General features: G+C 63.2%; 14 protein-coding genes. 5 read left to right on the top strand and 9 right to left on the bottom strand.

The features are described 5' to 3' along the window. Positions 1 to 29: 29 nt before the first annotated feature. Together X756_RS137770 and X756_RS137775 are read right to left on the bottom strand one after the other, a co-directional pair. The gene (locus X756_RS137770) at positions 30 to 614 is read right to left on the bottom strand and encodes an HD domain-containing protein (RefSeq protein WP_023707734.1); all 585 of its coding nucleotides are present in this window, start codon (positions 612 to 614) and stop codon (positions 30 to 32) included. Beyond that, positions 611 to 1,762 carry a gamma-butyrobetaine dioxygenase gene (locus tag X756_RS137775; protein ID WP_023712477.1) on the bottom strand — a complete coding sequence of 384 codons (1,152 nt, stop codon included), beginning with the start codon at positions 1,760 to 1,762 and terminating at the stop codon, positions 611 to 613. The genes X756_RS137770 and X756_RS137775 overlap by 4 nt, the downstream gene beginning before the upstream one ends. Positions 1,763 to 1,883: 121 nt before the next feature. Here X756_RS137775 and X756_RS137780 point away from each other — a divergent pair, with 121 nt between their 5' ends. Next, the gene (locus X756_RS137780; protein WP_023712476.1) at positions 1,884 to 2,774 is read left to right on the top strand and encodes a LysR family transcriptional regulator; all 891 of its coding nucleotides are present in this window, start codon (positions 1,884 to 1,886) and stop codon (positions 2,772 to 2,774) included. Positions 2,775 to 2,912: 138 nt separating this feature from the next. Then, complete coding sequence (locus tag X756_RS137785) at positions 2,913 to 4,715, top strand: NAD(P)/FAD-dependent oxidoreductase (protein ID WP_023731681.1); 1,803 nt, start codon at positions 2,913 to 2,915, stop codon at positions 4,713 to 4,715. On the opposite strand, the gene X756_RS137790 is transcribed toward X756_RS137785, so the two are convergent. The 3 genes from X756_RS137790 to X756_RS137800 are packed head-to-tail and all read right to left on the bottom strand — an operon-like array spanning position 4,712 to position 6,128. Beyond that, positions 4,712 to 5,233: a GNAT family N-acetyltransferase gene (locus X756_RS137790; protein WP_031239618.1), complete on the bottom strand. Its 522-nt coding sequence runs from the start codon at positions 5,231 to 5,233 to the stop codon at positions 4,712 to 4,714. The genes X756_RS137785 and X756_RS137790 overlap by 4 nt on opposite strands. A 15-nt stretch (positions 5,234 to 5,248) precedes the next feature. After that, positions 5,249 to 5,557, bottom strand: coding sequence for a hypothetical protein (locus X756_RS137795; protein ID WP_023682084.1), 309 nt, complete (start codon positions 5,555 to 5,557; stop codon positions 5,249 to 5,251). 4 nt (positions 5,558 to 5,561) lie between these two features. Continuing rightward, on the bottom strand, positions 5,562 to 6,128 hold the full coding sequence (locus tag X756_RS137800; protein WP_023668339.1) for an XRE family transcriptional regulator: 567 nt from the start codon (positions 6,126 to 6,128) through the stop codon (positions 5,562 to 5,564). Between the two features lie 152 nt (positions 6,129 to 6,280). On the opposite strand from X756_RS137800, the gene X756_RS137805 reads away from it, so the two are divergent. Further along, positions 6,281 to 8,113 (top strand): ATP-binding protein, encoded by a 1,833-nt coding sequence (locus X756_RS137805; RefSeq protein WP_023707731.1) that lies wholly within the window; start codon positions 6,281 to 6,283, stop codon positions 8,111 to 8,113. Between the two features lie 225 nt (positions 8,114 to 8,338). Here X756_RS137805 and X756_RS137810 read toward each other — a convergent pair whose 3' ends face one another. Together X756_RS137810 and miaA are read right to left on the bottom strand one after the other, a co-directional pair. Next, positions 8,339 to 9,130 carry a GGDEF domain-containing protein gene (locus X756_RS137810; RefSeq protein ID WP_023731678.1) on the bottom strand — a complete coding sequence of 264 codons (792 nt, stop codon included), beginning with the start codon at positions 9,128 to 9,130 and terminating at the stop codon, positions 8,339 to 8,341. A gap of 131 nt (positions 9,131 to 9,261) precedes the next feature. Continuing rightward, the gene (miaA, locus tag X756_RS137815; protein WP_023731677.1) at positions 9,262 to 10,245 is read right to left on the bottom strand and encodes a tRNA (adenosine(37)-N6)-dimethylallyltransferase MiaA; all 984 of its coding nucleotides are present in this window, start codon (positions 10,243 to 10,245) and stop codon (positions 9,262 to 9,264) included. Between miaA and serB the strand changes: the two genes are divergently transcribed. After that, positions 10,235 to 11,122 carry a phosphoserine phosphatase SerB gene (serB, locus tag X756_RS137820; protein WP_031239626.1) on the top strand — a complete coding sequence of 296 codons (888 nt, stop codon included), beginning with the start codon at positions 10,235 to 10,237 and terminating at the stop codon, positions 11,120 to 11,122. The genes miaA and serB overlap by 11 nt on opposite strands. Beyond that, complete coding sequence (locus X756_RS137825; RefSeq protein WP_023699045.1) at positions 11,119 to 11,691, top strand: GNAT family N-acetyltransferase; 573 nt, start codon at positions 11,119 to 11,121, stop codon at positions 11,689 to 11,691. Before serB ends, X756_RS137825 begins: the two co-directional genes overlap by 4 nt. Positions 11,692 to 11,737: 46 nt before the next feature. On the opposite strand, the gene X756_RS137830 is transcribed toward X756_RS137825, so the two are convergent. Both X756_RS137830 and X756_RS0135785 read right to left on the bottom strand, forming a co-directional pair. After that, on the bottom strand, positions 11,738 to 13,255 hold the full coding sequence (locus tag X756_RS137830; RefSeq protein ID WP_023682088.1) for a DegQ family serine endoprotease: 1,518 nt from the start codon (positions 13,253 to 13,255) through the stop codon (positions 11,738 to 11,740). Between the two features lie 238 nt (positions 13,256 to 13,493). After that, the gene (locus X756_RS0135785; protein WP_023668333.1) at positions 13,494 to 13,679 is read right to left on the bottom strand and encodes a DUF2065 family protein; all 186 of its coding nucleotides are present in this window, start codon (positions 13,677 to 13,679) and stop codon (positions 13,494 to 13,496) included. Between the last annotated feature and the right edge of the window lie 64 nt (positions 13,680 to 13,743).

Genomic DNA, 13,743 nt, shown 5'->3' with positions numbered 1-13,743 from the left:
GCATATGCCGTTCCTTCCCCGGATTGCGATCAGGCGCGATTGGCGAAGTCGCGGACAACCCGCTGCAGCAGCGGCATGTAGTCGCGAAATGCCCGGGTCTTCATGTTGGCGATCTTGCCGGCCTCGTCCCAGATGCGAACCCGCACCGCTTCCTCGTGGAACGGGTTCTTGCGGAACTCGGCCACCTCTTCGGCATTCATCGGCCCGCCTTGCAGCGACAGCGTGTGGACCGAGGCCTGCGACAGCCTGCCGAAATAGGTGGGGTCGGTAGCGCAGAGGTAGCGCTTGGCCGCGACATGCAGCCTGACGCATTCGACGATCACCGGTGGAAAGAACGGCGCCAGCACCTCGCCGCCGGCTTCGTCATGATGCTTGTCCTCGACATCGTCGGGCGAATAGGTGCCGAACTCGCTGGTGTAGTGGCCGATATCGTGCAGCAGTGCTGCCGCCACCAGCACATCGGGCGCGCCGTCCTTTTCGGCGAACCAGGCGCCCTGCAACATGTGCTCCGACATGGTGACGGGTTCGCCGAGATAGGATTCAGCCCCTCGGCGTTCGAAAATATCGGCGATGAATTCGACGATGTTGCTCGCGTTCAAATCCTGGCTGCTCATTCCGCTGCTTCCTTGAATTCGTGTTCGATCGCCGACAGCGTCGACAAAAGGCCATCCTTGTCGGCGTAGCAGCCCTGCAGCCAGCGCTTGCCGGCGCCGGAGAACTGCTTGCGGGCATGCATGACGCGGGTGTTGTCGACGATGAAGGCCTGGCCCGCCTCGAGCTTGAAGGTCACTTCGAAGGACGGATCCTCGATCAGTTCGGCAAACCGGCGATAGGCGGCGTAGTAGGCCTCCATCTCCGCGAACGGCACATCGACGGTCGGCGCCAGCGAGCGGTTGTTGAAGCGGATGGCGATGAGTTCGCCATCCGGCCCGAGCTCGATCATCGGCCGCTTGGCCTGCAATCGCACGCCCGACGAGCCGGCATATTCGAAGCGCGCCGGGTATGAACTCAACAGCCGGAAGCCTTCGGGGTTTTCGGCCTGCAGCGCGGCCGCCACGGCAAAACCATCGACGACGCTGGATTCGCCGCCCTCGACCGTGTTTTCGATACACGACAGGATCTGCAAGGTCGGCACCGGATCACGATAGGGGTTGTCGGTATGCGCCTGCAGGCCAAGATTGGTGTAGGCCAGATTGGTTGGATTGACCTCGGCGCGCACCTCGAACCAGCGGCCGTAATTGGTCTCCCTGATATAGCCGAACAGATCGGACACTTTGCACAGCGCCCCGGATTCGGCCGGCAGATCGTCCATCACCGCGAAGCCGTAGGTCTTCACCGCCGACAGCCATTGCCGCAAGACGGCGCGGTCGCGGCTGGCCGCGACATAGCCGGCGCGCGGCACCGAATTCTGCATAGAGGCCCTGGTCCATCGCACGGTGCCCTCGCCTGTCCAGCCGGGCTGTCGGGCGGCATCGCGGTCATAGGCATTGGCGCTCAGCCATGCCGCAGGAAAGCGCACCGTCTTTCCCTCCGGTTCGAAACTGACTTCAAGCGCATCGCCCTTGATCGCGGCTGCGCCGATCCATGTCTGCATGGGAATGTCGAGAATGGTGATCAGCCGCTGGCCGTTGCCGGCGCTACGCGTCTTGTCGTCGAGCGCATTGTCGCGCAACCACATGGCGTGAAAGCGAGTGCGCGCGCCGTCCTTCCACCCGAGGTCGATCGTTCTTCCTTCGTCGCCGATCAGCACCTGGCTAAGCATGGGGATCCGTTCCTGTCCGCAGCGCCCCGCAGCCAACTCCGCAGGGTTTCCGGTTGCATCGTGATGATGTCGAAGGCATAACTCAAATTATCATTTTGCAGCCAGAGGCCCTAAACGGTTTATGACTGAAACAACCCTGCCCTTGCCCCCGCTTGACTGGCTGCGGAGTTTCGAGGCCGCCGCGCGGCTGTCGAATTTCACCGCCGCCGCGGCCGAGCTTGGCCTGACCCAGGCTGCGGTCAGCCAGCACATCCGTTCTCTCGAAGAGCGGTTGAAGCAGCCGCTGTTCATCCGCCTGGCGCGCGGCGTAGAATTGACGCCGGAGGGTGCCGCCTACCTGCCGCATCTGCAATCGGCCTTCGCCGTGATCGCCAACAGCACGCGCGAGCTGTTTGAACCCAAGACCGTCCAGAGCGTGACGATCCGCTCGCCGATTTCCTTCGCCGTGCTGATGATCGCGCCGAAGCTGCCGCAAATGGCCAAGGACCTGCCCTTCGTCCAGCTGCAGATCGAGACCATCCACACACCGGCCGATTACGGCGAGCGCTTTGTGGGTCTCGACATCCGTTTCGGCATTGGCTCCGGCTCCTTTGCCGGACGGCAGGCCGACCGCCTCACCCGCGAAACCTTGACGCCGATGGCATCGCCACATCTCGCCAACGTCAAGGATTGGACGGGATTGCCGAGACTTACAGTGGTCGGCGCACGGGAAATGTGGGGCGAATGGTTCGCCGTCGCCCGGATGAAGCCGGCGCTCGGGCCGACGCACAAATTCGACAGTTTCGTTACCGCACTGGAGGCGGCGAAGCACGGCGCCGGCATGGTGCTAGGATCGCGACCGTTGGCCGACGCGGCACTGCGCGAAGGATCTCTCGTCACCCTGTCCGGCTTTACGCTGTCGAGCGGTGCCGGCCACTATCTGACCGCACCTTCGGGCGCGCATCTGAGCCCGGCCGAGGAAGCGGTCCGCCGCTGGTTCGTGACGGTCTTCGGCGTCCCGATTTCCCGATAAGCCCCTGAATACGCGGCAAACTATTGGACGACGTGACGCGGCGCATAATTTGCCGCGATACTGCGCCAGGCCGGACGTCAAGCTTCGGCAGGGTTCCGTTCGCTACGGGCGGCCAGGAAAAATCGCGGAGGAAATTCAATGCTCGACAAGGCCCCCAACAAGAAGCTTTCCGACCTGCTCGATCGCTTCGGCGCGGCACTCACCGCCGGCGACATCGACAAGGCGGTCGCCTGCTTCCAGGAGGATTGTTACTGGCGCGATCTCGTCACCTTCACCTGGAACATCAAGACGATGGAAGGCCGCGATCAGGTGCGCGACATGCTGGTCAGCCAGTTGGCCAGGACCAAACCGTCGAACTGGGCGATCGCCAAGGGCGAGGATGCCACGGAAAGCGACGGCGTGCTCGACGGCTGGATCAGTTTCGAAACGTCTGTCGCGCGCGGCTTCGGCCACATCCGGCTGAAGGACGGCAAGATCTGGACGCTGCTCACCACTATGGTCGAGCTCAAGGGCCATGAGGAGCCGGCCGGTTTCGACCGGCCGCTCGGCGCCAAGCACGGCCATGGCAAGAACCGCCCGACCTGGAAGGAGGAGCGCGAGAAGGAAGCCGCCGAACTCGGCTTCAAGACGCAACCCTATACGCTCATCATTGGCGGCGGCCAGGGCGGCATCGCGCTCGGCGCCCGGCTGCGGCAACTCGGCGTGCCCACCATCATCGTCGAGAAGAACGAGCGTGCCGGCGACAGCTGGCGCAAGCGCTACAAGTCGCTGTGCCTGCACGACCCGGTCTGGTACGACCATCTGCCCTATATCGACTTCCCCAAGAACTGGCCGGTCTTCGCGCCCAAGGACAAGATCGGCGACTGGCTGGAAATGTACGCCAAGGTGATGGAGCTGAATTACTGGTCATCGACCGAGGCCAAGAGCGCCGTTTATGACGACAAGAAAAAGGAATGGACCGTTGTCGTGCGCCGCGACGGCAAGGACATCACGCTGAAGCCGAAACAATTGGTGCTGGCCACGGGGCAATCCGGCAAGGCCAACATGCCGAACTTCAAGGGCATGGACACATTCAAGGGCGACCAGCATCACTCCTCGAAGCATCCGGGACCCGATGCCTATGTCGGCAGACAAGCTGTCGTCATCGGCTCGAACAACTCCGCCCACGACATTGCAGCAGCCCTTTGGGAGGCCGGCGCCGACGTCACCATGGTGCAGCGCTCGACCACGCACATCGTCAAGTCGGACACGCTGATGGAGATCGGCCTGGGCTCGCTCTATTCGGAAAAGGCGGTCGCGAGCGGTATGACCACAGCCAAGGCCGACCTCGTCTTTGCCTCCCTGCCCTACAAGATCCTGCACGAATTCCAGATCCCGGCCTATGCCGAGATGAAGAAGCGCGACGACAAATTCTACAAGGGCCTGGAGAAGGCCGGCTTCATGCTTGACTGGGGCGATGACGGCTCCGGCCTGTTCATGAAATATCTGCGGCGCGGCTCGGGCTATTACATCGATGTCGGCGCATCCGACCTGATCATCGACGGGTCGATCAAGCTGAAAAGCGGTGTCGACGTGAAGGAGATCAAGGAGCATTCGGTCCTGCTCAGCGATGGATCGGAACTGCCGGCCGATCTCATCGTCTACGCCACCGGCTATGGTTCGATGAACGGCTGGGCGGCCGATTTGATCTCACGGGAGGTCGCAGACAAGGTCGGCAAATGCTGGGGCCTCGGCTCCAACACCACCAAGGACCCAGGCCCCTGGGAAGGCGAGCTCCGCAACATGTGGAAGCCGACGCAACAGGAGGCGCTGTGGTTCCATGGCGGCAATCTGCATCAGTCGCGCCACTATTCGCAGTTCCTGGCGTTGCAGTTGAAGGCCCGCATGGAAGGCATCGCGACGCCGGTCTACGCGCTGCAAGAGGTTCATCACAAGGCTTAGGCAGCGCCGCCGATGCGCTTCCAGTAGATGAGCGTGCCGGTCAGCCCGCCATGCGGTTTCAGGGCAAAGTCCGGTATTTCGCCAGTGAGCGTGAAGCCGAGTTTTTCGTAAAGGCCGGAAGCGCCCTCCTCGGTTGCGGTGTCCAGCACCAGAAGCGTGCGGCCTTTCTCGACGGCGAGCGTTTCGGCCGCCCGCATCAGCCGGCTCGCTATGCCCTTGCCGCGGTGTTCGACGCGGGTCATGAGCTTGGCGATCTCGGCCCGGTGCGGCTGATTGACCGGAAAGTCGAGCAGCAAGGTGACGGTGCCGACCAACGCGTCGCCATACCAAGCGCCCAGCACCGCTCTTTCGCCTCTCTCTGCTGCCATCAACGAGTTGCTCCAGAAAGTTTCCGCCGCTTGCCTGGATAAGGGATGCATGAAGCTGACGGAGCCGCCGGCCGTGACCGTCTCGATCAGGAGGTCGGCCAGCATGTCGCGTGTTCCCGCAGTCAGCGACCTGATTTCGATGGGACTCACCTGCACTTTCCCTTGCTAATCCAGACGCGCGACGCGGCGCCGCTTTCGTCTCGCCTTGATCGCGGCGATGCGATCGGTGTCTTTCGGCTGCAGATGCAGCCCGCGTTCGAGGATTTCGAGCGTGTATTCCTCATAGGTCAGGCCAAGCCGCTCGGCCTTTTCCATGCGCATCAGCATCACGTCACGGCTTGGCGCCTTCCACGCCTTGGCATGCGCTGCCTGCCAGGCCAGGAAGATGTAGGGATCGCCCTTGCCCCATGGCGGGCCCTTGTAATCATCGAGCGGCGGTCCGCCATTGTCGGAGCGCTTGGGACGTCTTGCCACGATTTCAGCCCCTGACCAGCGCAACCAGATAGTCGGCCGGCTGCGGTCCGACGGCATGGAACGTGCAGTCCGACGGCGCGCCGAGCGCCAGGCAGTCGCCGGGCTCGAGACTATGCACCATATCACCCTCGGTGAACTCAAGTCGCCCGGAGATCAGCCACATCTGCTGCTTGATGAAGGCATAGGACGCCGCCGGGAAACTCACGCTGGCGCCAGCCGGCAGTTGCACCCGGATCAATTCGAGCGGCGTGTCGGAAACCGGCGACAGATGCCGACGGACATAGCCCGTACCGGGGTCGCGCCAAACCGGCTGCTCACTCTCGCGCAGCAGGCCGCCACCTTGCTGCTCGGCGCGTGCTATCAGCGTCGACAGCGTCATGCCGAAAGCAGCGGCGATGCGCACCAGCAGCGCGGCCGTCGGGCTGGTCATGCCGCGCTCGATAGTGCTGAGCATGGCTTTGGAGACGCCGGAGCGGTTCGCCAGGTCGGCCAACGACCAGTCCCGCAAGGCTCTTTCGGCGTGGATTCGTCTGCCTATCGTGGCCGACATGTCATTCGCTATATCAGTCATTCGTCCAATATATCGAATATTTGGATTCGGAAAAGAGGCCGGCCGGTTGAATTTTCGCTGACGGGTTAACCCCTGCTACACCATCCCGCATCACGCCACCTTAACCCCGTCTGTGTAGGATCGACGCTCCACGAGAATGGGGATCGGATCGTATGTTTGTCGAGCGCGAAGCCTCCGTCGGCGAACCGACCTCGCAGGAGCGCCGCCGCGCAGAGCAGAGCGACAAGCGCATTCTCGGCAACGTCGTGCAGTGCGACGGTGCGCGCGCCACCATCAGCGCCTATGCCGACGACATCGAAGGCGCGGTCACCGGCCTGTGGACCGTCGGCAAGATGATCTCCATCAATCTCGGGACATCGCGCACCGTTGGTCTGGTCTACGAAATCGGCAAGTCGGATCGCGCCTGGAGCAATGAGGGACAAAACCCCATCGAGGTCAGCGTCGAGCTGATCGGCGAAGTGCGCGACGGCGCCGAACCGGGGGCCAAACCGGTGTTCGACCGCGGCATCACCACCTATCCTCATATCGGCGCCATAGCGCACCGCATCCGTACCCGTGATCTGCAGGCGGTCTACGATCTCGCCGGGCGTCATTCGATCACCATCGGTACGCTGTCGCAGGATGAGTCGATCGACGCCAACATCGCCATCGACGACACGCTGGCGCGCCATTTTGCCGTTGTCGGCACAACCGGCGTCGGCAAATCCACCGCCATCTCGCTGCTGCTGCGCAAATCGATCGCCGCCCGGCCCGATCTGCGAATCCTCATTCTCGATCCGCACAATGAATTCGCGGCATCCCTGCCTGAGTTCTGCGTCCGGGTCGATTCCAAGACGCTTGATCTGCCGTTCTGGATGTTCAGGCTCGAAGAATTCGCCGAAGTGCTGTTTCGCGGCCGAGAGGTCGTGCCGGAAGAAGTCGATGTCCTGCGCGACCTGATCCCCGCCGCCAAGAACCTCTATCGCAATCCCAATTCAGGCTCTTACGTGCGCCGCGGCAGCGATGCGCTGACCGCCGACACGCCGGTGCCCTACCGCATGGTCGATCTCATCAAGCAGATCGACGAGCGCATGGGCCTCCTGGAAAGCAAGAACGACCGCCCGACGCTGAAATCGCTGAAGACGCGCATCGAGTCCGCCGCGTCCGACCCGCGCTATCGCTTCATGTTCAATTCGCGGCTGATCGAGGACACGATCCACGAGACGATCGGCAATATTTTCCGTGTGCCGCATCATGGCCGCCCGGTGACCTGTTTCGAGATGGCCGGCATGCCGTCCGAAGTGGTCAACTCCGTCTGTTCGGTGCTGGCGCGCCTGGCCTTCGACCTTGCGCTGTGGAGCGAGGGCCGGCTGAAGCTTTTGCTGCTGTGCGAGGAAGCGCACCGCTATATGCCGGCCGATCCGCGCCTCGGCTTCGCGCCGACAAGGCATGCATTGTCGCGCATCGCCAAGGAAGGCCGCAAATATGGCTGCTATCTCGGCGTCGTCACCCAGCGCCCGGGTGAACTCGATCCGACCATCCTGTCGCAATGCTCGACCTTCTTCGCCATGCGGCTGGCCAACGAGCAGGACCAGGCAATCATCCGCTCGGCGATCGCCGATTCCTCCGCCTCGACGCTGGCCTTTCTGTCCTCCATGGGCCAGCGCGAAGCCATCGCCTTCGGTGAAGGCGTGGCGACGACCATGCGGCTGAAGTTCGAAAAACTGGCGGAGAACCTGATCCCCGGCACCGCCAAGCGAGAGCAGGACGAGTTCTCGCAGGACGGCAACGACGTCGATCTCGCCGCCATCGTCGAGCGGCTGCGCAACGTCCCGAAACCGCAGCAGCAGATGGCCTTCGCCGAAGCAGTGGATTCCGGCCGCCAGGCCGGCGATCCCGATTACCGAAAGCCGGCCACCGCCCAGCGCATCCAGCCCGACGACGATTTCGACCTGCGCTACGGCCTCAAGCCCACAACCTTCGGCATGCGCCCGCAGAACGATTGACCTTCAGCGTAGCGACTTTTTTGCCGGCCAATTGAGAAGCCGCCGGAGCGCCAGGGCTCGGCTTCGTTGGCCCGCTTGGGCAAAATCCCGAAAGGGAATTCATCAGGCCGGATTGAATGGCGTGGCTTTCGAGAAGCCGGAGCGGAGCGGACATTTAGTCCGTGAGCACTGGAAGTCGAGAAAGCCACGTCAGGCAACCGGCCTCATGAATTCTTCTTCGGGATTTTAGGCGCAGACGCGGTTGCGGCCTTGCCTCTTCGCCTCGTAGAGCTGGCGGTCGGCGCGGCGGTAGAATTCCTCGGCGCTTTCCTTCCGATCCCAGACGGCTAGCCCGACGCTGGTGGTGATCTTGAGGCGGACATTGCCCGACAGCACCGACATGTTGGCAATCGCCTTGCGAATGCGTTCCGCGAACTTCCCCAACAACTCCGCATCCATGTTGGGCGTAACGACGGCGAACTCCTCGCCCCCAAGCCGCGCCACCACATCGTGGTAGCGCGTCATGCCTTTGAGGCAATTGGCGACTGCCCTCAGCACCTCGTCGCCGACATCGTGGCCATGCGTGTCGTTGACCTGCTTGAAATGATCGAGGTCGAGGATCATGAGCCCGACGGGCTTTTCGATGCGGCGGAATTCCTCGAGATATTCCTTCAGCGCATCGTCGAAGTAGCGCCGGTTCTGCATGCCGGTAAGGCCGTCGGTCAATGCCGCATGCTGCAGCGTTTCCGAGCGGGCGCTGAGCGAAACCGTCATGGCGCGCAGCTTGCCCTCTTCCGTGGCCTGCCTACGAATCAGCGGGTAGATGAAGAACACGCCGAAGAACAGCGCTGTCGCCAGCAGCACCCCGGTGACAAACAGCAGCGTGTTGAGATAGGCGATCCTCTCGACCCGGGAAGTCGTATCGTGACCGACCGCGATGAACTGCAATTGACCATAGGCATAAAGCGTCACCAGGCCTGCGGCCAGGATCACGAAAATAAAGACGAAAAATGCGGATTCCGCCTTGTGGAAACGCATCTGCTCCCCGTTGGAAAAGTACCCCCCGGATCTATGGCATGCCGGCGCCTTACGGACGGTTAATCCAGACAACCGGAGCGGGAATGTTCATTCCTACTTTTGTTTCTTTAATTGTATTGGCAGCACGAGAATCAAATCACGGCTTGCAGGCCGTCGCCGGGCTGCAATCTCAGCCATTCCGGTCCCAGTTGATGGCGAAACCACGTCGTTTGCCGTTTGGCATATTGCCGCGTCGCTGCCTTGCAGCGCGCGATGGCCTGGGAAAAGCTGGTGTCACCAGCCATGGCGGCCGAAAGTTCGCGAACGCCGATCGCCTTCATCGCCGGCAGGTCGGGATCGAGGCCAAGCGCCGCAAGCCGTTTGACCTCATCGAGCGCGCCGAGATCGAGCATGCGGTCGAACCTTGTTTCGATCCGCTCGACAAGGGCGGCGCGGTCCGGCTCGATAACGAAGAACTGAGCGCTGTCGCGGTCGATCAGCGGCCGGCCGCGCGCTGCCTGCCATTCGAGGATGGAGCGGCCGGATGCGTCGAGCACCTCCAGCGCCCGCACGATGCGCTGGCCGTCGGTCGGCTTCAGCTGCATGGCGACCGCCGAATCCTCATGCATCAGGATGCGGTGCAGCTTGGCTGCGCCTTGCTCCTTTAACTCGTAGCGCCAGCGGTCGCGTACCTGCTGCGGAATGTCGGGCATTTCCGAAATGCCTTCGGCAAGTGCGCGAAAATAGAGCCCGGTGCCGCCGACGAAAATCACCGGACGTTCAAAGCCGGCGTCATCGGGCTGTCGGGCGAGCGTGCCGTCATCAGTCAGCTTCATCACGTCGCGCAGCCAGGCGCCGGTGGAATAGGCGGTGGAGGGATGCACGTGGCCATAGAGATAGTGCGGCGCGCGGGCGAGGTCGGCGGCATTCGGCCGCGCCGTCAGCACATCGAGCACCGAATAGCCCTGCATGGAATCGGTGTTGACGATGACACCGCCCTTGCGCTCGGCGAGATCGAGCGCCAGCGCCGACTTGCCGCTGGCGGTCGGCCCGGCTATCAGGATCGCGTTCTTCACGCGGCCCTCGCCCGCCTGCCCGCCCTCGCCCAGCTGCTTGGAAGTCTCGATGCCGCTCATTGCCACGCTTGTGTCTCACCCCGTCCGCCGCGCGATGTCGGCCTCGCTTGCGAATATGGCCTCACGGTCGGTCGGCGCAAGCGCCGTCCTCTGGCTGGGCAATGGCGTCGCCTGCGATCTGGTGTTGCCCGAGGGGGCAGAAGCCGCTGAGGCAAGTGCGGCCTTGCGCACAGCACTTGGCTCCGAGCCGGTCGACGTGATCGTTCAGCAGGCCGAAAGCCGCCGCAAGACAATCCTGCTTGCCGATATGGATTCAACCATGATCGACCAGGAATGCATCGACGAACTCGCCGACGAGATCGGCGTCAAGGACCGCGTCGCCGCCATCACCGCACGCTCGATGAACGGCGAGATCGCCTTCGAGCCCGCCTTACGGGAACGCGTAGCGTTGCTGAAAGGCCTCGATACGGCCGTCGTCGGCCGCATCATCGCGAACCGCCTGACGCTGGCGTCGGGCGGCCGCGCCCTGGTGCGGACGATGCGCGCCAATGGCGCCTGGACGGCGCTTGTCTCCGGCGGCTTCGACGTCTTCACCAGCCGTGTCGCCGCCATGCTCGGCTTCCAGGAAAACCGTGCCAACCGCCTGATCGAGGAGAACGGGCGCTTTGCCGGCCTCGTCGCCGAGCCGATCCTCGGCCGCGCCGCCAAGGCCGATGCGCTGAACGAGATCTCGGCCCGCCTCGGCCTGACGCCATTCGATGCGATTGCGGTCGGCGACGGCGCCAACGACCTCGACATGATCCGCCTGGCCGGCACCGGTGTCGCGCTCCACGCCAAGCCGGCCGTTGCTGCCGAAGCCAAGGTCCGCATCGACCATGGCGATCTCACCGCGCTGCTTTATCTCCAGGGCTACCGCCAGGAAGAGTTCGCCCAATGAAACCGATGCGCACCGAGCGCCTCATCCTGCGCAACTGGGAAGAGCGCGACCGCGAACTATTCCATCGCATCAACTCCGACGAGCGGGTGATGGAATTTTTTCCGTTCCGCCGCGACCGCGCCGAGACGGATGCCAAGATGGACGAGTTTCGGGGCTGGATCGCCGAGGACGGCTTTGGTTTTGCCGCCGCCGAGATCGCCGCGACTGGGGAATGCATCGGCTTCGTCGGCCTCTTAAAGACCGATCACGTGCCGTCCCTGCCCTCCGATACGATCGAGATCGGCTGGCGGTTGGCGCCGGAATTCTGGCGAAAGGGTTATGTCACGGAGGCCTCCGAAGCCTGGCTCGCCTTTGGCTTCGAGACGCTTGACCGGGACGAGATCGTCTCCTTCGCCGTCGCGGCCAACCGCCGCTCGACGGCCGTCATGGAGCGTCTTGGCATGAGCCCTGACCCGGCTCGCGATTTCGACCACCCATCCATCCCTGACAGCCACCCGCACCTCAAGCGGCATGTCCTCTACACCCTGTCGCGCAAGGACTGGCAGGCAAGAAAAAGGGCGGCTAACTAGCCGCCCTTTTCATTTCGAAATCAGATCGTTGCAGGCCTGACCGGACTCAATCCATCCGGATCGTCACGAAGCGCAACTCGCCTGTCTTGGACGCCAGCATCAAGAGCGCATTCTTGCGGCCCTGCTCCTTCAGCGCGCCGATCCGGTCCATGACGTCTTTTGGGGTCGCGACCGATTCCTGGGCGATTTCGGTGATTACCTCGCCGGCCTGGATGCCGCGCTCGGCGGCGGCCGAATCCTTGGTGACGTCGGTGATGACGACGCCGGAGACGTCGGCCGCGATGCCGAATTTTTTCCGTGTGTCGTCATTGAGCTCGCCGACGGTCATGCCGAGCACCGAGGCCGTGGAGACCGCGGGCGCCTTGTCGCCGCCCTTGTCCTCATCGGTAGTGCCGTCCTCACCGGCAGCGACCTTCTCGCCGTCCTCAAGCCGGCCGAGCGTCACCTTCACCGTCTGCTCGACGCCCTTGCGCACGATGATCACGTCGACCGCCTTGCCGACCGGGCTTTCCGCCACGACGCGCGGCAGGTCGCGCATTTCATGGATGTCCTTGCCATCGAACTTGATGATGACGTCGCCGGCGAGAATTGTGCCGTTGTCGACCGGTCCGCCCTTGATGACGCCGGCCACCAGCGCGCCCTTGGCGGTCGCCATGCCGAGGCTCTCGGCGATGTCGTCGGTCACCGGCTGGATGCGCACGCCGAGCCAGCCGCGACGGGTCTCGCCGAACTGGCGCAGCTGGTCGACGACGCCCGAGGCAAGCTGCGAGGGGATTGAGAAACCGATGCCGATCGAGCCGCCCGACGGCGAGATGATCGCCGTGTTGATACCGATGACCTCGCCCAGGCTGTTGAACAGCGGCCCGCCGGAATTGCCGCGGTTGATGGCGGCGTCGGTCTGGATGAAGTCGTCATAGGGGCCGGAATTGATGTCGCGGTTGCGGGCCGAGACGATGCCGACCGTCACCGTGCCGCCAAGGCCGAACGGATTGCCGATCGCCATCACCCAGTCGCCGACGCGCATCTTGTTGGAATCGCCGAATTTCACCGCCGTCAGCTTGTGGCCCTTCGGGTCGACCTTGAGCACCGCCACGTCGGTCTTGGTGTCGGTGCCGACCAGCGTCGCCTTCAGCGTCACGCCGTCGGAGAAATTCACCTCGATATCGTCTGCATCGGCGATGACGTGGTTGTTGGTGACGACAATGCCTTGCTCGGCGTCGACTACGAAGCCGGAGCCCAGCGACTGCACCTTTTGCGCGCCGCCATCCTTGTCGCCGCCACGGTTCTTGAAGAAGTCGTCGAAGAAATCCTGGAACGGCGAACCCTCCGGCAGCTGCGGCATCGGCACCGCGCCCGGACCTTCCGTGCCCTTCACGGTCTGCGAGGTCGAGATGTTGACCACCGCACCGAGCAGGCCTTCGGCGAGGTCGGCAACCGAAGCCGGTCCGTCCGCGGCCACCGTCGGCGTCACGAAAGCCGGAACGGCAAGCGCGCCGACCATAAGTGCCGCAGCACCTGCGATGAACGTCCGCCGCGCCGCGCGCAGAAGGGTGTTGGATGTCATCGAAAGCCTCCCGGAATCTGAAAAGAAAAAGCGCTTCGGCAAAACGCCGCGTCGCGTCATGTTGGCAAGAAATACGGCACGTTTGCGGCTATGGCCACATCAGGAGGATAAATCCTCCGTTACACCTTAGAGCGGTTCGCCGTTTCGCGGAAACGGCGAACCGTTCAATCCCTTTGCTTTTACGCAATTCCGGACGGAAAACCGCTCACACTTTCCTGGAATTGCAGATCAGCGGTCCTCAGCCACGCACCAACCAGACGATGCCGACGCCGATGGCGATCGCCACCAGCCCGACGATGCGCAGCGCAATTTCCGGCGTCGACAGCACTTCGCCGGCAAGACGTTTGGCAAGGCCGGGAAAGCCGCCATAGACCAGGCCCTCGACAACGAGGACCAGGCCTATGGCCGCAAGGAAATCCTGCACCGCCCTACTGGGCGGGTGCAGGTTGTGCAGCCGGCGCGGCAGGTGCCGCCGCCGGCGCGGCAGG

Source organism: Mesorhizobium sp. LNJC405B00, from assembly GCF_000502615.1.
Classification (GTDB): Bacteria; Pseudomonadota; Alphaproteobacteria; order Rhizobiales; family Rhizobiaceae; genus Mesorhizobium.
The sequence above is the reverse complement of the archived record's forward strand: the minus strand, read 5'-3'. Positions and strand labels throughout refer to the sequence as shown.

Coding starts and splice junctions, on each gene's coding strand:
- X756_RS137810 (WP_023731678.1), bottom strand. CDS start 9,130: ATGCGTTTCCACAAGGCGGAATCCGCATTTTTCGTCTTTATTTTCGTG.
- X756_RS137780 (WP_023712476.1), top strand. CDS start 1,884: ATGACTGAAACAACCCTGCCCTTGCCCCCGCTTGACTGGCTGCGGAGT.
- X756_RS137830 (WP_023682088.1), bottom strand. CDS start 13,255: ATGACATCCAACACCCTTCTGCGCGCGGCGCGGCGGACGTTCATCGCA.
- X756_RS137775 (WP_023712477.1), bottom strand. CDS start 1,762: ATGCTTAGCCAGGTGCTGATCGGCGACGAAGGAAGAACGATCGACCTC.
- X756_RS137825 (WP_023699045.1), top strand. CDS start 11,119: ATGAAACCGATGCGCACCGAGCGCCTCATCCTGCGCAACTGGGAAGAG.
- X756_RS137800 (WP_023668339.1), bottom strand. CDS start 6,128: ATGACTGATATAGCGAATGACATGTCGGCCACGATAGGCAGACGAATC.
- miaA (WP_023731677.1), bottom strand. CDS start 10,245: ATGAGCGGCATCGAGACTTCCAAGCAGCTGGGCGAGGGCGGGCAGGCG.
- X756_RS137770 (WP_023707734.1), bottom strand. CDS start 614: ATGAGCAGCCAGGATTTGAACGCGAGCAACATCGTCGAATTCATCGCC.
- X756_RS137785 (WP_023731681.1), top strand. CDS start 2,913: ATGCTCGACAAGGCCCCCAACAAGAAGCTTTCCGACCTGCTCGATCGC.
- serB (WP_031239626.1), top strand. CDS start 10,235: ATGCCGCTCATTGCCACGCTTGTGTCTCACCCCGTCCGCCGCGCGATG.
- X756_RS137805 (WP_023707731.1), top strand. CDS start 6,281: ATGTTTGTCGAGCGCGAAGCCTCCGTCGGCGAACCGACCTCGCAGGAG.